Source organism: Aquimarina sp. AD1 (genome assembly GCF_003443695.1).
GTDB lineage: Bacteria > Bacteroidota > Bacteroidia > Flavobacteriales > Flavobacteriaceae > Aquimarina > Aquimarina latercula.
Genome location: NZ_CP031966.1, coordinates 1,830,338 through 1,854,811 on the forward strand (window position 1 = coordinate 1,830,338; position 24,474 = coordinate 1,854,811).

18 protein-coding genes are annotated in these 24,474 nt (G+C 32.1%); 11 read left to right on the forward strand and 7 right to left on the reverse strand.

Translation table 11 applies throughout. The features are described from left to right. Positions 1 to 8 precede the first annotated feature (8 nt). On the reverse strand, positions 9 to 3,713 hold the full coding sequence (locus tag D1815_RS08295; protein WP_118386590.1) for a metallophosphoesterase: 3,705 nt from the start codon (positions 3,711 to 3,713) through the stop codon (positions 9 to 11). Between the two features lie 52 nt (positions 3,714 to 3,765). Here D1815_RS08295 and D1815_RS08300 point away from each other — a divergent pair, with 52 nt between their 5' ends. Further along, the gene (locus D1815_RS08300) at positions 3,766 to 4,941 is read left to right on the forward strand and encodes a Pycsar system effector family protein (protein WP_118386591.1); all 1,176 of its coding nucleotides are present in this window, start codon (positions 3,766 to 3,768) and stop codon (positions 4,939 to 4,941) included. Positions 4,942 to 4,947: 6 nt separating this feature from the next. Here D1815_RS08300 and D1815_RS08305 read toward each other — a convergent pair whose 3' ends face one another. Continuing rightward, positions 4,948 to 7,314, reverse strand: a complete 2,367-nt coding sequence (locus tag D1815_RS08305) for a GAF domain-containing protein (RefSeq protein WP_118386592.1) — start codon at positions 7,312 to 7,314, stop codon at positions 4,948 to 4,950. A 368-nt stretch (positions 7,315 to 7,682) separates the two neighbouring features. Between D1815_RS08305 and D1815_RS08310 the strand changes: the two genes are divergently transcribed. Then, on the forward strand, positions 7,683 to 8,804 hold the full coding sequence (locus D1815_RS08310; protein WP_118386593.1) for a TlpA disulfide reductase family protein: 1,122 nt from the start codon (positions 7,683 to 7,685) through the stop codon (positions 8,802 to 8,804). Positions 8,805 to 8,861: 57 nt separating this feature from the next. Here the strand turns inward: D1815_RS08310 and D1815_RS08315 are convergent, their stop codons facing one another. Next, positions 8,862 to 9,512, reverse strand: a complete 651-nt coding sequence (locus D1815_RS08315) for a rhomboid family intramembrane serine protease (RefSeq protein ID WP_027393984.1) — start codon at positions 9,510 to 9,512, stop codon at positions 8,862 to 8,864. Positions 9,513 to 9,649: 137 nt separating this feature from the next. On the opposite strand from D1815_RS08315, the gene D1815_RS08320 reads away from it, so the two are divergent. Together D1815_RS08320 and D1815_RS08325 are read left to right on the forward strand one after the other, a co-directional pair. After that, the gene (locus tag D1815_RS08320; RefSeq protein ID WP_027393985.1) at positions 9,650 to 10,555 is read left to right on the forward strand and encodes a lysophospholipid acyltransferase family protein; all 906 of its coding nucleotides are present in this window, start codon (positions 9,650 to 9,652) and stop codon (positions 10,553 to 10,555) included. 77 nt (positions 10,556 to 10,632) lie between these two features. Next, entirely contained in the window at positions 10,633 to 11,532 is a 900-nt protein-coding gene (locus tag D1815_RS08325; protein ID WP_118386594.1) for a lysophospholipid acyltransferase family protein, read from the forward strand. A gap of 47 nt (positions 11,533 to 11,579) precedes the next feature. Here D1815_RS08325 and glmM read toward each other — a convergent pair whose 3' ends face one another. Further along, entirely contained in the window at positions 11,580 to 12,968 is a 1,389-nt protein-coding gene (gene glmM / locus D1815_RS08330) for a phosphoglucosamine mutase (RefSeq protein ID WP_118386595.1), read from the reverse strand. Between the two features lie 121 nt (positions 12,969 to 13,089). On the opposite strand from glmM, the gene D1815_RS08335 reads away from it, so the two are divergent. From D1815_RS08335 to D1815_RS08350, 4 genes are all read left to right on the forward strand, one after another. Beyond that, on the forward strand, positions 13,090 to 13,674 hold the full coding sequence (locus D1815_RS08335; RefSeq protein ID WP_027393988.1) for an ACP phosphodiesterase: 585 nt from the start codon (positions 13,090 to 13,092) through the stop codon (positions 13,672 to 13,674). Between the two features lie 20 nt (positions 13,675 to 13,694). After that, positions 13,695 to 14,060 (forward strand): toxin-antitoxin system YwqK family antitoxin, encoded by a 366-nt coding sequence (locus D1815_RS08340; RefSeq protein WP_162897350.1) that lies wholly within the window; start codon positions 13,695 to 13,697, stop codon positions 14,058 to 14,060. A gap of 16 nt (positions 14,061 to 14,076) precedes the next feature. Beyond that, the gene (ggt, locus tag D1815_RS08345) at positions 14,077 to 15,786 is read left to right on the forward strand and encodes a gamma-glutamyltransferase (RefSeq protein WP_118389928.1); all 1,710 of its coding nucleotides are present in this window, start codon (positions 14,077 to 14,079) and stop codon (positions 15,784 to 15,786) included. 283 nt (positions 15,787 to 16,069) lie between these two features. Continuing rightward, positions 16,070 to 17,125 carry a T9SS type A sorting domain-containing protein gene (locus tag D1815_RS08350; protein ID WP_027393990.1) on the forward strand — a complete coding sequence of 352 codons (1,056 nt, stop codon included), beginning with the start codon at positions 16,070 to 16,072 and terminating at the stop codon, positions 17,123 to 17,125. A gap of 130 nt (positions 17,126 to 17,255) precedes the next feature. Here the strand turns inward: D1815_RS08350 and D1815_RS08355 are convergent, their stop codons facing one another. Beyond that, on the reverse strand, positions 17,256 to 18,563 hold the full coding sequence (locus D1815_RS08355; protein ID WP_118386597.1) for a CoF synthetase: 1,308 nt from the start codon (positions 18,561 to 18,563) through the stop codon (positions 17,256 to 17,258). Positions 18,564 to 18,762: 199 nt separating this feature from the next. After that, positions 18,763 to 20,670, reverse strand: a complete 1,908-nt coding sequence (gene dnaK / locus D1815_RS08360) for a molecular chaperone DnaK (protein ID WP_027393992.1) — start codon at positions 20,668 to 20,670, stop codon at positions 18,763 to 18,765. Positions 20,671 to 20,905: 235 nt separating this feature from the next. Here dnaK and D1815_RS08365 point away from each other — a divergent pair, with 235 nt between their 5' ends. Continuing rightward, entirely contained in the window at positions 20,906 to 22,333 is a 1,428-nt protein-coding gene (locus tag D1815_RS08365) for an L-serine ammonia-lyase (protein ID WP_027393993.1), read from the forward strand. A gap of 9 nt (positions 22,334 to 22,342) precedes the next feature. Then, the gene (locus D1815_RS08370; RefSeq protein ID WP_118386598.1) at positions 22,343 to 23,017 is read left to right on the forward strand and encodes a type II CAAX prenyl endopeptidase Rce1 family protein; all 675 of its coding nucleotides are present in this window, start codon (positions 22,343 to 22,345) and stop codon (positions 23,015 to 23,017) included. A 1-nt stretch (position 23,018) separates the two neighbouring features. Here the strand turns inward: D1815_RS08370 and D1815_RS08375 are convergent, their stop codons facing one another. After that, positions 23,019 to 23,486, reverse strand: a complete 468-nt coding sequence (locus D1815_RS08375; RefSeq protein WP_118386599.1) for a nuclear transport factor 2 family protein — start codon at positions 23,484 to 23,486, stop codon at positions 23,019 to 23,021. A gap of 157 nt (positions 23,487 to 23,643) precedes the next feature. On the opposite strand from D1815_RS08375, the gene panB reads away from it, so the two are divergent. Beyond that, on the forward strand, positions 23,644 to 24,462 hold the full coding sequence (panB, locus tag D1815_RS08380) for a 3-methyl-2-oxobutanoate hydroxymethyltransferase (RefSeq protein WP_027393996.1): 819 nt from the start codon (positions 23,644 to 23,646) through the stop codon (positions 24,460 to 24,462). Positions 24,463 to 24,474: the final 12 nt, after the last annotated feature.

Consider the following 24,474-nt stretch of genomic DNA (forward strand, 5'->3'; position numbering starts at 1 on the left):
GGTGGTTTTTAAAAACTTAGTCCTAATCCAAAAGTAAAACGTAAACCATCCTCACTACTAAACAAATTAAATTGTCCGGCAATTGTATCCAAAGCATTGACCCAAAATCCTCCTCCTATTGAATCGTGCCAATTATCCGCATCCTCACCATCAAACCATACTCTACCTATATCATAACCTCCATAAACCCCTAATTGCAATGGCAACAAACCTGTTTTAAATTTATTAAAACTATATCTAAGATCTCCGCTAAATGCTAATGCTTTATCTCCTGTAAAACGTTCTTCTCTAAAACCGCGTAAACTATTGATTCCTCCTAAAGTAGCCGCTTGATAAAATTCAAAATCATCTCCGATCAGAAATTCTGCTTGTACATCAGTTTTTAATACTAATTTTCGATTTTTAGTAATCGCGTTATAAAAACCTAATTTCGGACTTATATATCCAAAAGTTCTATCAGTATCATCTAAATTCATTTTAGAACCTCCTTGAAGTTTAAACAACATACCTCTAGTTGGATTAGCACTAATATCAAAACTTTTATACTCATAATTAACATCAATTCCAGCAAAGAACTTTCTTTCAAAAAAATCAGGATCCGATGTTACTAAACCTAATCCAGAAGTAATAAATCGTCCTTGAGAATCTTGTACTTCTACGCCTTCGTAGGATGCTGTAACAGTAAAGCCATTACCGTATCTACCATTTTTACCAATTCCAACATTTAGACCCCAAATACCCGTTTTGACGCGATTATAATCCAAGTCAAGATCATCATCAAGGTTCACTGTATTATTACCAAAACCAAAAAAGTTTTGCGCAAAATTTTCACTTGTATATTTTCCACCAATTACTAACCTCCAATCTCCTACTGCATTTAAGAATTCTCCTTTATAAGAGATATCATATCCTTCTGTAGCAAAATAATACGCTGCTTTAATCGTATGCTTACTCTGGTAGGGATTATTATTAAAACCTCTTACTGTATAAACATCGGTAACGTTTATATTAACTCCATCATCTGGATTAAACCCTATTAGTGGTGTCAATGTATTTGTCTTATCTATATACTTATTATAATCATAGGTGTTATGATTATAATTATTACTAAAGATAAATTTAGCTCCACCTTTTTTAACAACTGTATTAGGTTTTGACTTATGATCATAAACTCTTATTTGCCGCCCATTTTCTATTGTGTATTTATCATTATTTTGTCCTCCGACTATTCTCGTACAAATAGGGTTACTTCCTTTTCCGGTAACTATAAATTCATCATCATCATCCAAACCATATATCCATATTTCTTTAGTCTCTTTAGATAAAATAGTTCTTTCATAAAATGGTTCTTGAGGAACTCCATCTTTTATCCTTGAAATTTTAACGGTTGTACTATTATCGTTTCTTATTATTTCAAAACGATCGTCTTTATCCGTTCCTCTAATAATCACCTGTTTAGAAAGGTATTTATAATATCTCTCTGCTATATCTTCAATATTATCTCTTCTCTTTCTTAAATAGCCTTTAATTCTTTCTATCGTTGCATCCTGTAACTCTACAGGCAGGTTACTAAACGCTTTATCTATAGCTTCGTCATTAAGATTATCTTTAATATAATTTGCTTCTTCTAGCCATATTTTCTTACCAGAATTTTGTGCAAAAGTTCGATCTAATCTAATTCCTGACTCATTAATCCATCTTACATTTTTTAATTCGCCTTGATATACTTGAAACTTACGCGTAATAGGAACAATAAACTTTATAACACCTAAAAGTCCACCATCGTAATTAGAAAAGACTTGATCTCGATCTTTAGGAATTGGACGATATAATTTTCCTTTTTTTGTATCAAAACGAGACCATCTCCATTGATCAGAATGTCTGTCCCAATCCCCTAAAATCATATCAAACAATCTTGTTCGGATATAATGTGCTTCATCCATTTGATACTCTTCATCTTTTCTCAAATTTTTAAGTAAGTCATCTGTGCCTTCTATATCATCTGGCCTACCAAATGACGCTAAATCTTTGTGTTCTTTTCCAGGTCTTTCTTCCAGAAAATACATTTCATCACCAAAATCTTTGTTGTACTGTCCTAATGCTGGATGTTTAGGAATATAATACACTTTCGAGTTTGCATGATATACGTCGATTGCGTCCGCCAATCCGCCAACAACTAAAAATGCATAAGGATAACTAGAAGTATAGAAATCAGATAGAAGTTCTTCTGTAAAAGTGTCATCAAAATCGTCTTCTAAATATGTATCTTTAAATGCTCCTTTTTGCAGAAACTGAGTAACACTTTTTCTCATAGCCCTTAAACTATAACGTTTCCCTGTGCTATCTATCAGACGTAGTGATCTAGTAACTTGTCCTCCTCCTCGTCTATCAATAGTAAATCCTCCTAACAACGTATCTAGTGTAGCAATAGGAATTTTAATATCTGTACTGTAAACCTTTCTATAATGATCTCCCCATAAAGATTGATAAAAATTAGACTTTGCTGTTTCTTCTTTATTATATATGGCTGCAGAAATATCATTATCAAAAGAATTACTCAAATTACCACTATCATAATTTTCTGGTTGTTTATGTACATCTGTTTGATATACCAATTTTATTTCTCCTTCTTCATTTCCATAAAAACGTACATTTGAGGAGCCATCTTTATAAACATCTAAAACTGCAAAACCTTGATTTGGGTAAGAGAACAATCCATCTTTTCCCAAAGTAGCTGCAGAAGCTTTGGATCCTGATCCTGAAACTATCTGCTTTAACCCTTTACTGTCAATGTATTGTAATGAATGTTCATGTCCAGAAGCAAAAATAACTCTTTCACTATCCCTCGCCATAGTGGATAATCTTCTCATTAATTTATTATAACTTTCATTATACCTATCCTGAGGAGAAACACCTCCTTGTGACCTTATTTGAGTAACCAAAGAACCTAAGATAGGAAGAGGAATTTTCTTTTTAGAAGGAAATATATGACTCTTAAAACTGTATTTCCCTCCGTGTGGGCCATTTGTAAACATCGGATGATGCATTGCTACTAAAACAGTTTTTCCATTATGCTTTTTAAGCTCACCTTGTATTTCATTTAAAAACTTATCTCTAGTTTTTATTTCACAATTATCATTTATTGTAGGATTTTTATTCCAATCAGCAAGATACCATTGCGTATCTAAAATAAGTAATTGAATTTGGTCACTTACTTCGATACTCTCAATAGGACATCCTTTTGAGGGTAAAAAAGATCTTTTATTACTTAACTTTTTTCTTACGTATTTTTCTTCTCGTCTTAAACCTTTTACCCCATCATTGTACCAATCATGATTTCCCGGAATAAAAACTACATCTCCTTTAAAAGAATCAGCAGCTTCTACCTGTGCATCTATCCTATGCTCTGACAAGGCTCTATCTTCTGATCCTTTTTCGGGCATCCCTTTCTGATATATATTATCCCCAAGGTAAATAAGGTAATCGTCAACAGTATTTTCTTTTTCTACAATTTGTTTTAACGCTTCTAATCCAGCTGTGCTTTGGTTCATTGAGGCATTTCCTGCATCTCCAACCAAATAGAAACTTTTTTCTATTTCTTTATTAGGTAATTTTTTTGGGAAATTTTCGTCTAAATATTGAGTCTGATATGTTGCGCAAGAGTTTAATAATAAAATTGAAATGATTAAGAACGTTTGTATATTTTTATTCATAATGGAGTACATTCATTTTTTTTAATTATTTTGGTTACTGAAAAATTATAACATGAACGAGTTAGTTGAAAAAACTGATAATTTTGTTTCTGAACTTTTTACTAAAAAACTTCCTGAAACCTGTATCTATCATAATTATACACATACCAAAAGAGTATTTAAAAGTACGAAAGAAATCATTGACAATACTAATATTTCAGAAGAAGATAAAGATATATTATTATTGACCGCATTACTTCACGATACAGGCTATTCTGAAAGCCTTGATAATCACGAGGAACACAGTGTTATTATCTCTAAAGCCTTTTTAAAAGAACAAAATATTTCTGACGATATTATTAATAAAGTATCTTCTTTGATATTGGCTACAAAAATGGAGCACAAACCAAATAATTTATTAGAGAAAATTATTAGAGATGCCGATGCTTCTCACTTGGCTAAAGGGTATTTTAAGGAAACTAGTGAATTTTTAAGACAGGAATTTGAGTTTAACAACAAAGAAAAATATAGTAGCGCTGACTGGTTAAAGATTAATATCGATTTCTTAAAAAATAAACACGAATTTTACACAGAATATGCTTTAAAGAATTGGCAACCAAAAAAAGAAGAACATCTATTAGAAATACTTAATGAACAAACAGCTTTAAAAAAGAAAAAGAAAAAAGCCAAGTTGAAAAAGTTAGTTAAAGAAGAAAGTCCTGAAAAAGGCATCCAAACCCTGTTTAGAGTAACTCTTAGAAACCATTTAAAACTAAGTGATATTGCAGATACCAAAGCGAATATCTTATTATCTGTAAATGCTATTATCATTTCATTAGCACTATCTAATTTAATTCCTAAACTAGATAATCCTTCTAACCAATATTTAATTTATCCAACACTAATATTTATCGTATTTAGTATTATATCGATGTTATTATCGGTATTGGCTACAAGACCTAATGTTACTAGTGGAGAATTTACACGCAAGGAAATAGAAGAAAAGAAGGTTAATCTTTTATTCTTTGGTAATTTTCATAAAATGCCTCTTAATGATTACAAATCGGCGATGCATGAACTAATGGATGACAAGGAATATATTTACGATACTATGATAAAAGATTTATACTTTTTGGGTAAGGTACTACATAGAAAATATAAAATCCTCAGAATTACTTATACCGTTTTTATGATTGGCTTTATTACTTCGGCATTATCCTTTGTAATTGCGTTCAATACGTTGCAATAAAAAAAGCTATTTATTAATTTCTTTCATTAAATCTTCATACGTGTAATATTCTTTATCCTCTTTATTCTTATTATAAAGAATATTCACTCTCAATGCTTTTAACCCAGTAACACCTTGTAAATCGTCCAATTCTACCACTTCTATCTCATCTTCTAAATAATTCTTGGACTGTAAGAAGTTGATATATTTGATGTATTCCTTTTCATCAGTACGCTGAGAATAGACAACAACCAATTTTCCTTTTTCAGTGATTCTCTGGTTTGTACCTTTAATCTTAGCTTTATCTACTCTTTTCTTAACTACTTCATATCTTGCATTATAAGTACCATCAACATCAAAACGCTTTTCATCCATTCTAAATCTTACTGATAATGAAGCATTAAAAACCAGTACCATAGAAGCTACATCCAACGGAACAGGTAAATCTTGTTTTAGTTGGTAATACTCATTCTCCATTTCACACATTACCTGTAACTGCCATAACCTAAGGTTATAAAGATATATTTTATTGAAACTATTCTGTTTAGTAATAGACTCACCTATGTACATATTATGCTCTACTCCGTCAGTTTTAAATCGTTCAAAATAATGCGGGTACATTTTTTGGGCTTCCTTTTGTTTTTCATCTAACAATGCTGCCATCTTTTTATTAATCAACATAACAGATTCATCGTACGCTTTTCTATGCTTATATAGCATTTTAGTACTCTTATCTAATGAATTATTATATTGATTTATCAATCCCTCTAGTTCGATATTAGTTCCCTTTAAATGTTTGAATAACGGCTTAATTTCATTTTTTATAAAATTAAGAATTCGTTGTTCTGTATCTACCTGTAAATGAGAAGAAACTGAATTTATATAATTCTCTATTCTAAATTTAATTTGATCATAAATTGGTAAAGAATCTATTTCTCTAACCTTATTAATAACCCTGGCAATAGCCTTTAATTGAAGAATTAAATCCTTTTGAACCGAACCATTTCGCGCCTCAGAAGATCCTTTGATATCAATCTGTCCAAATAAAGGATATACATCTTCAAAAACCACTTCTCTAAAAGAAGTTGGATTTTCTTCTACTTTAGATAAAATAAAACGCTTAGCTTCTTGTCTAAATTTCCAATATACACTTGGATGTATAGAAGTACATTCTTGTTGGATAACCAGCTCTAATTCATCTTCGGCTTTTGCTTTAGACCTTAAAACAGAATCTACTAGATATGGCATAATATCTAATAGTTTGTTTGCATTGATACTATTTAACTCCTTAATATTAGGCGAAACAATTTCTAAAACCCCTAATAGCTTTCCATTATTTTCTATTGGTGCTATAATTGCACTTTTAATATTTTGCTTTGCCAGATTGCTGTACATAAGTTCATCTGGATAAGTTTCATGCATTTTTTGAATATTAGAAACCGCAAAAGGTTCTGATTTTTCAAATAAGTATTGATACGTTCCTTTACACAAAGCTGTCTCACAGCAATCAGAAAACTTATCATATAACACATAACTATCTATAGTTTTGAACGGAACTCGTTCTAAAACTCTTTCTTCCTCATTATAGTTAGAGAAACCTACTTTAATCTCAGGGAGATTAAATATCCCTCTAAAGATATTCTGAAAACTTCCAATAAAATCTCCTTGTGTCTTATCGTATTTTAAAAGGCTTGTTTTAAATTCTGATAAAGATACATCCGCTGTTACGTCAAATAAATTTGCGATAACAATTCCTTTAAATATCCAGCTATTGGGAGGAAATTTTTCTTTCCAAATCTCTACATTATCAAAATTATCGATTAAAACAGCAACATCTTCTTCAGTAATATCTCTTGCATTATCTGTTTTAATTACTTCAATAAAATCTCCGTTATATAAAATTCTATAATGACGCATTATCCCAGATGCATCCGGTATATCATAAAAAAACGGTCTTCTAAAATCAATTTTATAACCGTAATATTGACTCAAAATTATACTACATCCCATTATAAAATAATGGTCCTCATCTAAGTTCTTAATTTGTGGTTCAAAATCAGAACCCGCTGCTTTTACAATGTTTTTGTAACGTTCAGTTGATTTTACTACAGTATTATTAAAAGGTATTGTTGCAATCTTTATTTCATTTTTTTGTAGAATTTGAGCAAAAGAATCTTCCAAAACGAACTCTATCTGCGGCAACAACTCCTGCACACGTTCTTCTGTCCTTATTCCTTCCTCTAACTCAGGATAATCTTCTGCAATTTTTAAAATACTTTCCGCACGATCACGTAGTAATTTATTATCACTTTTTAAAAACTCTCTGTATTGGTCAAAGAATGAAGAGAAACTTATCCTAATATCCAACGGAAATTCATGCTCCAGGACCTTCATAACGGTTTATTTACGGTAGTTTAACAAAAATAACACAAAACTTTGTCACTTAATATCGGTATTAACAATTAATTAATTGAAAAGCTTACTTTATAAGTCATTTATCAATAATTAATAGACGAATATTAACATACAATTAGGACTAAAAACAATAAAAAAATAATTTTCTTTATAATTTTAGAACAAAAACCCATGTTATCTATCTCATTAGACTCTAAACAAATGGTTTTTGTTACACCTATTATATTTTTTTATCATCTTTATTTTTAGAATACAAATTAAATATTAACAAATACTTATATTTAAAAGTTAATTTTTGGGGTTTAAGGTCCATATTACATATTTTTACAGATCAAAAAAGAAATAGAATGAAAAAAATAGTACTGCTTGCTCTCATATTGCTAATAGCAGCATGTCAAAAAGAGGAAAAGGGATATTCAATTACAGCTGAAACAAATGGGTTTGAGGATGGAGTTACAGTATATATAAATGCAATAAACCAATCAAACAGACCTACTATCATAGATTCTACTACGATACAGCAAGGTAAATTTTCGATATCGCTACCTGTGGTAGAAGATAATGATTTTAACTATTTAACTTTTAATGGGACGCCCCAAAATGTATTATTCCTTGCCGAAAATAACCCCATCAAAATGACTATCTATAAAGATAGCTTACGATCTTCAATTATTAAAGGAGGACCTGAAAATCAATTATTTTTCAAGTACTTAAGTAAGATGACTGATTTTGGGAAAGAAAAGCAAGAACTTAGTAACCAATATCAGATAGCTTCTAAGTTAAAAGAAACTGAAAAAACAGTTAACCTATCTAGAAAATTACAAAAGATACGTGTTGACGAAAATAAATACAGAAGAGAAATTGCTGAAAATAACCCCAATTCTTTAGTAGCAGTAATGGCGCTTACAGATTTATTAAATCTAAAAGCTGCTCCCGCAAAACAAATTAAAAAAATATATGCTACTGTCCAGGATACCTTAAAAACATCACGATTAGGTAAAAACCTAGATCGATTAATTACAGCTTCTATTGGTAAAATAGATATAGGTAGTGAGGCTGAAGATTTTTCTGCTCCTAATCCTGAGGGAAAAATGGTTTCTCTTAAAGAATCCATGGGTAAAATTACTATAATTGATTTTTGGGCATCTTGGTGTAAACCTTGTAGAGCAGAGAATCCTAATGTAGTTAGAGTTTATAATAAATATCATGATAAAGGACTAAATATCATAGGAGTTTCTCTGGACAGAAAAAAAGACCATTGGACAACAGCAATCGATCAAGATAATTTAGAATGGAATCACGTATCCCACCTAAAATTTTGGCAAGATCCAATAGCAAAAGCCTATGGAGTAAGATCAATCCCCGCTACTTTTATTATCGATGATAAAGGGAACGTAATTGCTAAAAACCTTAGAGGTCCTGCTTTAGAAACAAAAATTTCAGAATTATTAGGAGAAGAATCTCTGTAGATTCGGAACGATAACAATTTAAATAAAAAAAGATCTGATAATCAGATCTTTTTTTATTTAAAGTTTCCCGAGTCGTTGCATGACAAACAAAACAATTATGGGTATTGCTAACAACCCTATCATTAAAAGGTTTTCTTGAAACAAAAAAGGGGCAAGAATTAATGTCACTACATATCCTCCAACTGCTCCACCAAAATGGGCGTCGTGTCCAATATTACCAGACCTACTCTTCATCCCATAAATTGAATATAGCAAATATCCAATACCAAAAATATAGGCAGGAATAGGAATAGGAATAAACATCAGATACAATTTCATTCCTGGTTGAAATAATATTGCAGAAAAAATAATTCCAGAAACCGCTCCACTAGCTCCAACAGCACTATAATGATACTCATCCTTATGAAAAAAGAGAGAAAACAAGTTCCCTACAATCAAGCTACAAAAATAGATTACAAGAAACTTAATATTTCCTAATGCATTAAGAACTACTGGTGCAAAAAAGTATAAGGTAAACATATTAAAAAATAAATGCATATGATCTACATGCAAAAAACCAGAAGTAAGCATTCGTATTTGCTCACCACGTCTTATACCTCCAATATTAAACTTATAGCGTTCCAAAAAAGAAAAATCATTTAATCCCTTTAAAGAAACTAGCACATTTACCAATATAATGGCAATTACTACTACATCAAGATTTAGCATACATAATATTTTATCATCCAAATATAATATATATTTCAACCCAATGAGTACCGAATTTATTTAGAAATAAGATGATTTTATAGTTTAGTAATAGTAAGCTAAAATAGATTATCTTTAGCCGCTAAAAATAGAATTTAATGCAATTAGTGATTTATAGTTTAGTATATCCCATACTTTGGATCATATCTAAACTACCTTGGAGATTATTTTACTTGTTTTCAACTTGTGTTTACATCCTTACTTATCATATTGTAAGGTATCGAAGAAAAACAGTAACAGAAAATCTAAACTTAGCTTTTCCCGATAAGGATACCAAGGAAATAAATCGTATTCGAAAAGCTTCGTATAAACATATGTGTGATATGTTCTTAGAAATGATTCGTTCTTTATCTATAAGTGAAAAAGAAATCGTAAAACGTTTTCATATTACCAACCTAGATGCTATAGTAGACTTAGAGAATAAAAATAAAAGTATCATTGCGATGATGGGGCATTATAATAGTTATGAATGGACCAATTCGATTGATTTAATAAGTAAGTTTAGATGCGTTGGGATTTACAAACCTATCAAGAACAAATATTTTGACAAGTTAGTACATAGAATTAGGGGCAGATTTAACTCTAGATTAATTCCAAGCGCTAAAGTTTTCAGAGAAATGACGATGGATCAAAGAAAGGAGAATCCTGAATTAAGTTTATATGGTTTAATTTCTGATCAATCACCTAAACTAAATAATGCAACATTCTGGACAGACTTTATGGGAATAAAGGTACCGGCATTTGTAGGAGGAGAAGTTCTTTCTAGAAGATTAGGTCTTAGTATATTTTATCTTCACGTAGAGAAGATAAAAAGAGGGTATTATGAGGCAACTTTGATTCCAATTTCTGAAGATCCAAAAAATGAAGATGAATATGCTATTACCAAGAAATTCACAAAACTACTTGAAGAACAAATCAAGCATAAACCAGAGAATTATTTATGGACTCATAAACGATGGAAACATCGCAATGCTAAACCTCCTAAGGATGCTGTAATTGCTTAAAATTTCACTTTTATTTAAGATTATACTAAGATTTTTGAACCTCAAATAATTTTATATTTGTAGGCTAAATTAATATAATGCAACTATTGGTATATCGCCTTGTGTATCCAATTTTATGGATTATTTCTAAACTACCGTGGCGTCTGTTTTATATGTTTTCTACCGGTGTATACATTCTTGTATATCACATTATTGCATATAGAAAGAAAGCTGTAACAGAGAACCTGACACTGGTTTTTCCTGAAAAATCTTCTGAAGAGATCTCCAAAATAAGAAAAGCTTTTTATAAACATATGTGCGATATGTTTTTAGAAATGATTAAATCAATTTCTATAAGTGATAAGGACCTTCTGGATAGATTTAAAATTATTGATATCGAATCTCTTAAAAAATTAGAAGCAAAAAACAAAAGTATAGTAGTCCTAATGGCGCATTATGCCAGTTATGAATGGGCTACAGTTACACAATTATTAATTAATTTCCCGACAGTCGGTGTTTATAAACAAGTTAAAAACAAATACTTTGACCAACTTGTACATCGCATAAGAAAGCGATATGATGCACGACTTATTGCTAGTTATAACGCTATGAAAGAAATTACAAGAGATAAGGTTAATGGTAAATTATGTTCCTATGCATTCTTATCTGATCAATCACCAAGTTTGACAAAAGCAACATATTGGACCAATTTTATGGGGATCAAAGTACCCACTCATGTTGGTGGAGCTGTATTAGCTAAAAGACTAGACATGTCCGTTGCCTATTTACAGGTAGAAAAAATAAAGAGAGGGTATTACCAAGCTAGATTTATTCCAATTACAGAAAATGCAAAAAACTGCGAAGATTTTTATATTGTGGAAACTTACTTAAGAATGGTAGAGGAACAAATCCGTAAAGCTCCGGAATATTATTTGTGGACACACAAGCGATGGAAACATCGTAATGCAGAAATACCTAAAGATGCAACAATACATTAATCAAACACTCTTGCTAATTGGATTAACAAGAGTGTTCTGAAATAATATTAAATTCCTGCTATTTCTTTAAGAGTAGCAATTGTATCATTTGCTAATTGATCCGCTTTTTTCTGACTTAAAGCTTCTGTATATATTCTAATAATAGGTTCTGTATTACTTTTTCTTAGATGAACCCAAGAATCACTAAAATCCACTTTTACACCATCAACCGTACTAACTTCTTCCGCAACATGTTTATTATGAAATCCTTTTAAAATTTCATCAACATTTAATTCTGGAGTTAATTGCACCTTATTTTTACTCATAAAATAAGATGGGTAACTATTACGCAACGCACTTACACTGCACTTCTTCTCAGCCAAATGTGTTAAAAACAATGCGACACCAACTAGAGAATCTCTTCCATAATGTAACTCTGGATAAATAATACCACCATTTCCTTCTCCCCCAATGATTGCATTATTAGCTTTCATTTTTGAAACTACATTCACCTCTCCTACTGCACTGGCTTCATAAGTACCATTATGTTTTTCGGTAACATCTCTTAATGCTCTACTAGAAGATAAATTGGATACTGTATTACCTGGCGTCTTACCTAGTACGAAATCCGCACATGCAACTAATGTATATTCTTCTCCAAACATTTCTCCATCTTCACTCATAAATGCTAAACGATCAACATCAGGGTCTACAGTAAGACCAAAATCTGCTTTTTCCTTTACAACAAGTTCTGATAAATCGGTTAAATGTTCTTTTAGAGGTTCTGGATTATGTGGGAAATGGCCATTAGGCTCACAATAAAGTTCTACTACCTCAACCCCCATCTTTTTAAGTAGTTTTGGAATAGCTATTCCTCCAGTAGAATTAACAGCATCCACAACAACTTTAAAACCTGCTTCTTTAACGATTTCTGAGTTCACTAAAGATAGATTCAACACCTCTTCAATATGCTTATCAATATAAGTATCATTTGTCGTTATTGAACCTAAGTCATCTACTTCTGCAAACTGATAGTCATCATTTTCTGCTATATCTAAAATCTTTTTTCCGTTTTCTGCATTCAAGAACTCTCCCTTACCATCTAATAACTTAAGTGCATTCCACTGTTTTGGATTATGACTTGCGGTTAAGATGATTCCTCCATCTGCTTTTTCTAAAGGAACTGCTACCTCGACAGTAGGAGTGGTTGACAATCCTAAATCCACAACATGAATACCTAAACCTATTAATCCATTCATTACTAATTGCTGAATCATTGATCCAGAAATACGGGCATCTCTACCAACAACTACGATAGGATGTTCTTTATTGGTCTCTGCTTTTAGCCAGCTTCCATACGCTGATGCAAATTTAACTGCGTCTATAGGTGTTAAATTATCTCCTACTTTTCCCCCAATAGTTCCGCGAATACCAGATATTGATTTGATTAATGTCATATATCGATTGATTATTTTTTGTTTTTAACAAATGTACGTGCTACAAGTCATTACCACAACCCTATGATTAAAGTTTACATAAAAACAATAACAACTTTCCAAAAAATTGTAAATTCACATAATGAATTTTTTAGCCCATATCTACCTTTCTGGAGAAGATCAAGAACTTAAAATAGGTAATTTTATTGCCGATTCTGTTAAAGGAAAAAAGTTTGCTCAATTCCCAGAACGGATACAACAAGGTATTACTCTACATCGTAAAATAGACTCATATACCGATAGTCATCCAATTGTAAGAGAAAGTGTTTTGAGATTATTCCCAAAATATGGACACTACAGCACTGTTATCGTGGACATATTATATGATCATTATTTAGCTGCATATTGGAGTGATTATTCTAAAATTCCATTAGATAAATATGTCTCTGATTTCTATACGTTATTACAAGAATATTATGAAGTTCTTCCAAAACGAGTACAGGATTTTCTTCCCTATATGTTTCGTGACAATTGGCTACTTAGTTATGCTACAATTCCAGGGATAGGAAGAATTCTTTATCAAATGAACCATCGCACTAAAAACAAATCAAAAATGAACTTTGCCGTTGTAGAACTAGAACAGTATTACAATGAGTTCGAAAAAGAATTCCGATCTTTCTTTGAAGAATTAGAGTTGTTTACAAAAAATGAAATGAGAACGCTGTGAAAATATTATATCTTTTTTTATTGCTCCTGATATTTTCTTGTAATAAAAGAGAAAGCAATGTTACAATAAAAAACATATGTGATGAAGAAGTCATTACAACTACTAAAAATGGATATACTAAAAATTACTACCCTAATTCAATAAACTTAGAAAGTCTTGGCCATTATAATAACGGAGTTAAACAGGGTTTTTGGAAATATTTTTATCGAAATGGAAGTGTAAAAATTGAAGGGCATTATCAAAATGGTAAAAAACAAGGATATTGGAAAGAATATCACACCAATGGAAATGTAAAGTCTGAGGGACATATAGATAATTGTAAACCTTCAGGTTATTGGAAATTTTATGATAAAAAAAACAACACAATTAAAGAAATTAATTACTAATAAAACATCTAATACTATGCGATTGCTTTATCTTTTACTTTTTATTCTAGTTATCTCATGTAAAACCAATCCAGAATCAGCACAAGAAATTATTTCTGAAACAAAACCTGTTTTTGGTGTAATTGAAAAAAATGCGATGGTTGTATCTGCGCGAGAAGAAGCTTCTAAAATTGGTAAAGATATTCTTCAGAAAGGTGGTAATGCATTTGATGCTATGGTAGCTACAGAAATGGCATTGGCAGTTTCTTACCCGTATGCCGGTAATCTAGGAGGTGGTGGGTTTATGGTATATAGAAAAGCTAATGGAGAAACTGGCGCTATTGATTATCGTGAAAAAGCTCCTCTCGCCGCATTTAAAGATATGTATCTCGATGAAAATGGAGATCCAATCCCAGAAAAAAGTCAACTAGGTTCTTTAGCTGTAGGTGTTCCTGGCACAATCGCTGGTATTTTCGAAGTACACGAAAAATTTGGAACACTCTCTATAGAAGAGCTGTTAACTCCTGTGGTAAAACTTGCTAAAAAAGGGTATGTAATTACAGAAAATCAAGAAAAACGGCTTAACCACTTTAAAGACCTGTTTATTGAAACTAATAAAGACACCATTCTTTATGCTCAGACAATTAAAGCAAATGACACCCTAAAAAATCCAATGTTAGCAAAAACACTTGAGCGAATTATTAAGAATGGAAAAAATGAATTTTATAAAGGAGAAACGGGAGAAAAATTAGTTGCATATATCCAATCACAAGGTGGAATAATGACTATGGAGGATCTAAATAAATACGAAGCTAAATGGCGGGATCCAGTTAAATTCTCATATAAAGATTTAAATATCATATCAATGTCTCCTCCTTCTAGTGGTGGAGTATGCTTAGCGCAAATCATGAAGATGATTGAACCCTACGACCTTAGTACGTACGGACATAATTCTTTAAAATCGATACAAGTAATAACAGAAGCAGAAAGAAGAGCTTATGCAGATAGAAGCTTCTATTTAGGTGATCCAGATTTTGTAAAAATTCCAATCGACACTTTAATAAGTGATGCATACTTATCCGAAAGAATGAATGATTTCGATATGGATAAAGCTACTTTATCTACAGATCTTAGCTACGGAAGTATTCCTGGATATGAAAGTAGTGAGACTACTCATTATTCTATCGTTGATCAATTCGGAAATGCAATTTCTGTAACTACAACATTAAATGGCGCGTATGGCTCTAAACTTTTTGTTCCTGAACTAGGTTTCTTTCTAAATAATGAAATGGATGATTTTAGTGCTAAACCTGGAACTCCTAATATGTTTGGGCTTCTAGGAGCTGAAGCTAATGCAATTGCTCCAGAAAAAAGAATGCTTAGTTCAATGACTCCAACCCTAGTCGAAAAAGATGGTAAATTATGGATGTCCGTTGGAACTCCTGGAGGATCTACTATTATCACATCAGTTTTACAAACTATCTTAAATGTTAAAGAATATGGAATGACCATGCAAGACGCAGTAAATGCACCTCGTTTTCATCACCAATGGCTGCCAGATGTTGTTATTTTTGAACCTAATTCATTTGACAAAAATGTGCTAGATAGCTTAAGAAGTAAAGGATACAAGACAAACGAAGAACAAAGTAGAATTATTGGTAAAGTAGATGGCATTTTAGTATTATCTGATGGAACTTTAGAAGGAGGTGCTGATAAACGCGGAGATGATACGGCAGTTGGATTTTAAAATCAAATCTTCGTTTTACCAAAAAACAAAAACCATATATTATTCTAAACTTGTTAACTATAAAACACCACTATTACTATAAAAAAAGTTAAAAAATTTAAATTATCATAACAAAAACAAACTTCATAGCCCTTTATTCAGAGCTAATGCAACAATATTATCATTAATTGCAACAATTATTACACTAGAGATTTATCCTTAAGAATACATTAGTGGAAACTTAATTAACATTGTTAAAACGTAAACAGATTTTAAAAAAATACAATGTTTAAAATATGTAATTATGATTAAAAAATTATTTTCACTCCTACTATGCTTATGCTCTATTTTTAGCGTAACCGCGCAATATTCGATTAGTTATGATTCTGCAGATCCTGTTACTGTTGTTGCCGGTCAATCTATAACATTAAATTATACATACTCGGCATCCATGGAGGTTGGTGCTCAATTTCAGATTTTTGAAACTGATAATTCAGGTATTTTCGGAGGCGCTACAGCTATAGGAACTGCAGTAGCTGAATTTCCTACGCTAGATGCAGGAACAGATGTTATGGGTACAATTACTCTTAATATCCCAGCCAATTTGCCATTAAGTTCTTCCCTTTCCGGAACGGAATATCGTATTTTCGGAAAACTATCTTCCGAAGCAAACTCTGATGCTACAGCGGATGTAACCTGGGATACTGGAGGAGTATATCCTTCAATAATAGTTACATCTCCTCCTTATTCTATAACATACGACTCTGCAAATCCAGTTACTGTAGCTGCTGGAGAATCTATTACATTAAATTATACATATACAGCATCTATGGATGTTGCTACACAATTTCAAATTTTCGAGGCTGATGTTCCAGGTATTTTTGGCGGAACTACTGCAAACGGTACTGCTGTAATTGTTACTCCGACTGTTGTAGCTGGAACAGATATATCAACTACAGTTACTCTTGACATACCGTCAGACCTCCCAATAAGTGCATCACTTTCAGGAACCAAGTATTACATTTTTGGAAAATTGTCTTCTGCAGATAATCCAGATGCTAGTTCTGATGCGGATTGGAGCGTATCTGGAGAATACCCAGAAATTACTATTTCACCTGTACTTAGCACTAGTGATTTCACCACTTTCGATAGAGATAAATTATACTTTAATAATACTTCGGCATCTTTAGTAATCAATGATGTAAATGAAATAAAGTCTTTAAGTATTTATAACATTATAGGTAAAAAAGTATATGAAGTTGAAGATGTAAAAAACACCACAAATATCAACTTATCAACGCTCCCAAAAGGGTTATATATTGCACGATCTGATTCGAAATTCTTAAAATTTATTAGATAAAATATAACAGAATTAAAAAATATTAAGGTCAAAAAATAAACAAAAAGCCAATGATGCATTTCATTGGCTTTATTTATCGTAAAACATTATCTATTTAATGAATTCAATACTTCGAAAAGCAGCTGTTACCTTATAACTTCGAATGATAGGTGTTTGTAACTTCTCTTCTTTTCCCAGAAGAAAGCAAGGGGATTTCATCTACATACAATATATCTATACGAGCATTTTGACCCAAATACCCTTTAAATTCTTCTAACATAGTAGCTTCATCCACTTTCTTATCCGTATTTAATTTGATCTTATAGCTCTTTTCACCATACTGAACCAACTGAAACTGTTTATAATCACCATATTTACATAGCTTATAAGAAACATGAGAAGGAACTATACCTCCTTTAGTATCATAAATCAAATCTAATTTTCTACCCTCAATTGACGAGAGATAACTGATATTATTTTTATCTAAACTTACAACTCCTATATCTCCTGTATCATATCGAATTATTGGCATTGCATAATTATGTAAATCAGTAACAATAATTCTCCCCCTTTCACCTGGAGACACTGGAACATCTTTATAGAAATCAAAAACCTCAATAAAATAACTTGCAGAATTGATAATAAATTTAGAACGTCCCTGTCTATCTTCTTGGGCTAAAATTCCATTCTCATTATTAGAATATCTCGAAATTGGTGAAACTCCAAAATACTTTTTCATACGATTTCTCACATAATCATTAAGCCCTTCTGACATTGTAATAATTGACTGCACATTGGTATCTACAGGATCTGCCTCTACCTTATCAAGGTGTTGACAAATTTTAGTAAACGCAGAAGTGTATCCCAGAAAACTCTTTTTTGAAGAATTTAATCTTAATTCTTTTATAAAAACTTCTATTTCTTTATCCGAAAGTTGGAAAACACTTTTAGGATATATGTTCTGCCACCAAAATCTCGAAAGTATATTATGCTTGTAATTATCAGGCCAAATTTTTACATAAATTAATTTTTGCCCGATCTCATATCCCGATTGATAAGAAAAATATAAATTATCCCCTGTATTACGACAGCGTTTACTCATATTCTGTAACACAGAAAATGGAGCTCCCGTAGAACCACTAGTAGAAACTAACACGCAATTCTTCGCTTTATATTTAGAAGATCTAAATTCTTCAAAATTATCACGAATTATGTTTTTATTAATTACTGGAAAATCTAAAATTGAATTATAACCTGAATATTTCTGATAAAACCAGGTAGTACTAACAGCATGCTTGAGTATTTTCTGAAGATATCTATCTTTTTTAGCTTGAACCGATTGAGAATTTGGATTCTCAATCAATTCTTTAATATCCTTAAAATGGCTTTTGATATCATTTCCCTTAAGAATATCAAAAAACCAAAAGATTTTTCTACGAAAAACTTGTGATAGATTCATTAGTATATTCCATTACTTTAACCCTATATATAGGTAGTATAGCGATTTCCTCTATTAAGAATAACTGTGTGTGAATAAAATTATAAACAGGGGTATTGTTAAGCCTTGATAAAAGTAAACTTTTTTTTGTTATTCATAAATATAAACACAAAAAAAGCACAGTTTTCACTGTGCTTTTTTTTATATAGAATAACAAATGTTATTTCACTTCTTCAAAATCTACATCTTCTACATCACTTCCTTCAGAGTCTCCTCCTTCTGGTTGTGCTCCAGCTTCTGGACCTGCCGCACCACCTTGCGCTTCGGCTTGTGCTTTGTACATTTCTTCACTAGCTGCTTTCCATGCTTCATTCATTTTATCAAGTGCTGGCTGTATAATTGCAAGATCCTTAGTTTCGTAAGCTTTCTTTAATTCTTCTAAAGCTTCTTCTACTGGTTTCTTATTATCATCAGAGATTTTATCGCCAAACTCTTTAAGTTGTTTTTCCGTCTGGAAAATCATTCCATCCGCTTCATTCAACTTATCTGCAGTTTCTTTTGCTGCTTTATCTGCTTCAGCATTCGCTTCTGCTTCTTGCTTCATTTTCTCGATTTCCTCTTCTGTTAATCCAGAAGATGCTTCGATACGAATATCCTGTGACTTATTAGTAGCTTTATCAGTAGCAGAAACTTTGATAATACCATTAGCATCTATGTCAAAAGTAACTTCGATCTGTGGTGTACCTCTTTGCGCAGGTGGAATTCCATCTAAGTGGAAACGACCTATCGTTTTGTTATCCGCCGCCATAGGACGCTCTCCTTGTAACACATGAATTTCTACAGAAGGTTGATTATCTGCTGCTGTAGAAAAAACTTGTGATTTCTTCGTAGGAATCGTTGTATTTGCTTCAATCAGCTTAGTCATAACATTACCCATTGTCTCAATACCTAGAGAAAGTGGTGTTACATCTAATAACAATACATCTTTTACATCTCCTGTAAGAACTCCTCCTTGGATAGCAGCTCCAACAGCAACTACCTCATCCGGGTTTACTCCTTTACTTGGTGCCTTACCAAAAAACTTTTCCACTGCTTCCTGAACTGCAGGAATACGAGTAGAACCTCCTACTAATATAATCTCATCGATATCACTTGTAGATAAACCTGCAGCATCAAGTGCAGTACGACAAGGATCAATAGTACGTTTTACCAAATCATCAATCAGTTGATCAAATTTAGCTTTTGTCAATGATCTTACTAAGTGTTTAGGACCACTAGCAGTAGCTGTTACATATGGTAAATTAATTTCTGTCTGAGAAGAAGAAGATAATTCTATCTTCGCTTTTTCTGCAGCTTCTTTAAGACGTTGAAGTGCCATTGGGTCTTTTCGTAGATCCATATCCTCTTCACTCTTAAATTCCTCTGCTAACCAGTCTATTATCTTTTGATCTACATCATCTCCTCCTAAATGTGTATCTCCATCAGTAGATAATACTTCGAATACACCATCTCCTAATTCAAGGATCGATACATCATGAGTTCCTCCACCAAAATCAAATACTACAATCTTCTGATCAGTACCTTTTTTATCAAGGCCATATGCCAATGCAGCCGCAGTAGGCTCATTGATTATTCTTTCTACTTTAAGACCAGCAATTTCTCCAGCTTCTTTAGTAGCCTGACGCTGCGCATCATTAAAATAAGCCGGTACAGTAATTACAGCTCTGGTTACATCCTGTCCAAGATAATCTTCTGCAGTTTTCTTCATTTTTTGAAGTGTCATTGCAGATAATTCTTGTGGCGTATATAAACGACCATCGATATCAACTCGAGGCGTATCATTATCTCCTTTTACTACTTTATATGCAGCTCTATCTGCTTCTTTTGCGGATTCAGAGAATTTATTCCCCATAAATCTTTTAATAGAAGAGATTGTTTTAGTAGGGTTAGTTACTGCCTGACGCTTTGCAGGATCCCCCACCTTAATTTCTCCTCCTTCTACAAATGCAATTACAGACGGAGTTGTTCTCTTTCCCTCTGCATTAGGGATAACAACAGGCTCATTACCTTCCATCACAGAAACACAAGAGTTTGTTGTCCCTAAATCTATTCCTATTATCTTACTCATATTAGTATATAAATGTTTTAGTGTTGTTCTAAATTATTTATTCCACTTAAGTCAATGATTATGCCACGACAATTTATCTGACAGGATGTCATTACTTTATTCTAAGTAATATAATATTCGAAATACTTTCAAAAAATAAAACCAAATAAACAATCTAACTATTTAATAAAAAAAAGCGTTCTTTTTTATCAATACATTATATTTACCAACATAATTTTACACTCAATTAAGAATTATGGAATGTATCAGTGTTTTTGATATGTTAAAGATCGGTGTAGGCCCTTCTAGCTCCCATACTTTTGGCCCTTGGAGAGCCGGACGACGTTGGATTGCGGAACTTAAAAAAAACAACCAGTTTCATCTGGTAGAATCAATAACAGTTGATCTATTCGGATCTTTATCCCTTACTGGTAAAGGTCATGCTACCGATATAGCTTCTATATTAGGTTTGTGCGGTTATGATCCCCAAACAATTGATGTAGCTGCTATTTCTTCTATTATTGAAGATATAAAACTGAATAAAGTTTTAGTATTTAATAAAGAATTAGCTATTAGCTTTAATCCTGAAACTCAAATTGTATTTAACAGAGAGTTTAAAGAATTTCATCCAAATGCCATAACATTTACAGCTACTCTCAAGGATAAAAAAAAAATAGCTTCAACCTTCTATTCTATTGGTGGTGGTTTTGTAGTTCAGGAAACCCGAAAAAGAGAAAAGAAAAAAATGGAAGCATTTAGAGAATTTCCTCTTCCAGTTCAAAAAGCTACAGATCTTTTAGAATATTGTAAAAAGAAAAATAAAAAGATATCCGAAATTGTATTAGAAAACGAACTCTCTCTTCAGCCCCATGAAGAAATAGATGCTAGAATAAGTGATATTTGGAATGTTATGCTAGAATCTATGTACCTCGGTTGTCATACTGAAGGAACACTTCCTGGAGGATTAAATGTAAGACGCAGGGCATTTGATACACACAAGAAATTAATTAGTGATTCTGCCACCTATACGAATCCAACAGAATGGATTGAATCTATTAGAGATACTGAAGTGAAATTTCGTCAGATATTAAAATGGGTTTCTTGTTTTGCTCTCGCTGTAAATGAAGTAAATGCATCTCTGGGAAGAGTAGTTACTGCTCCTACAAATGGGAGTGCAGGAGTTATACCAGCAGTAATGATGTATTATATGGTTATTGAAAATCACGATGCCAATTTTGATGATATAAAACAATTTATGCTAGTTGCAGGAGAAATTGGCAGTTTATTTAAAAAAGGAGCCACAATATCCGCTGCGATGGGTGGTTGTCAGGCAGAAATTGGAGTTTCGTCTGCAATGGCGGCAGGGGCTTTGACCGAATTAATGGGAGGATCACCTGAACAAGTAGTAATGGCTAGTGAGATTGCCATGGAACATCATTTAGGATTAACATGTGATCCTATAGGTGGATTAGTACAAATTCCTTGTATCGAACGTAATGCAATGGGAGCCATAAAAGCGATCAATGCCTGCGAAATGGCTTTAGACTCTGATGCAGCAAATGCCAAGGTTCCATTGGATAAAGTGATAGAAACTATGTGGGAAACAGCAAAAGACATGAATACTAAATATAAAGAAACTAGTGAAGGAGGTTTAGCTATTAAAGTAAGTTTAAGCGACTGTTAATATAAGTTAATGTCTAAAGAAGTTTTATTTTATAAAATAAAAAAATTACTTGTCAGCTACTTTCGGTTATTCGGATTGTACATACTATTCTTTATCTGCGTAGCATTACTTCAGAGCATATTCCCATATTTAGATTTACAAAAATATTCTCAAGATGGTATTTTCGAAATTCTAAAAGAAAACAAGCTCAAAGCGTTTTTCGCAATGGTGATCTTTGCTCCTTTTATAGAAGAATTGATGTTTAGAACATTGTTAAGACCAAAAACTTCGGATCTTATATTATTTTTAACCTCTTGGTCTCTTTTTCTAACCGGACTGTTTATTACAATTGAATTTGAATGGTATTACCGATTCCTTTTATTAACCTTTTTAGTAATCGTATTATTTTTTTCTTATAAGAAAGTAATATCTAACTCTTTTTTAGAAAAAGCTATTATTTACTTAAATAAACATCGATCAATTACACTCCAGGTTACATCAATAATTTTCGGTTTCCTCCACATTTTTAACTACGTGGATTCTTTTAGAATAGATAGTATTTTGTTTTTATTAATTGTTCCCAGAATTATTGCTGGCCATATGTTTGGTAAGATAAAAATAGAAAACAACCATATGATTTGGCCGATACTTTTACATGCTATTAATAATGGAGTTGTGTTTTTAATAATAAGTAGCAGATACTAAGTTATTTACAACCTTCTTTTTTTCGAGTATCTGCTATAGCTATTATTTTCCAGGTATCTCCATCATTAAATAATTGGAAAATATTAACTCCGCAATGACTAAACTGATCATTTACATAAAATTCATAAGGAGTCCAGATCTGCGCAATATGTGCATCAGCATCAATCCTAAAGTCCAACAATTTTTCTAACCACTTTTGATCTTTTGGTCTATTATGTATAACCTCTAAGAACTTACTCATATCAGTATTAATAGCCTTTGTTTTGCCTTCTTTTGTTCTAGCAATTGTTTGCATAGCAATACTTGGGGATATCGTTTTTCTAATCATAGAAGTATCTCCTTTATGAAATCCTTCAAAAAAATCTAATACAGCTTGTTTCGCATTTTTATGATTCGTATTTAATTCTTTCTGTGAAAAAGCAACATTACCAGAAATTAACAAAAGACATATAATTAAGAATCTACACATAACAAATCAAACTTTAATTTACCTAAAATTAGGCTTTTAATTATTCTATTAAAAATATAAGTAATACTTCTTTTAAATAAATTTAAATCAAAAATAATATACTCTTGTTACGATCTTTCTAATTGATTACTTTTACGACACTAAATTAACTTATAAAATGTCTACAGCAAAAAAGGATTACAAGCGTGTTACTGTAAAATCTCTAGTCGAGATGAAAGCCAATAAAGAAAAAATTTCAATGCTTACTGCATATGACTATACGATGGCAAAAATTGTAGATGGCGCTGGAGTTGATGTAATTTTAGTAGGTGACTCTGCATCTAATGTTATGGCTGGTCACGAAACAACATTACCTATTACGTTAGACCAAATGATCTATCATGCATCTTCTGTTATCAGAGCAATACACAGAGCATTAATCGTGGTAGATTTACCTTTTGGTAGTTACCAAAGTGACCCTAAAGAAGCGTTGCGTTCTGCAATAAGAATTATGAAGGAATCAGGAGGACACGCAGTAAAACTTGAAGGTGGAAAAGAGGTAAAAGAATCGATTAAGAGAATTTTAAACGCAGGTATTCCTGTAATGGGACATTTAGGGTTAACACCACAATCTATTTATAAGTTTGGTACTTATACTGTTCGTGCCAAAGAAGAAGAAGAAGCCAAAAAACTTAAAGAAGATGCTTTAATGCTTGAAAAAGCAGGGTGTTTTGCACTGGTATTAGAAAAAGTACCTGCAAAATTGGCAAAAGAAGTTGCAGAAAGCCTTACCATCCCTGTTATTGGTATTGGTGCAGGAAATGGTGTCGATGGACAAGTATTGGTCACCCATGATATGCTTGGAATGACTCACGAGTTCAACCCTCGTTTCTTAAGACGTTACTTAGATTTATATACAGAAATGACAAATGCATTTCAAAAATATGTTTCTGATGTAAAATCGTTAGACTTCCCTAATGATAATGAACAGTATTAGTTGTTAGTCGAA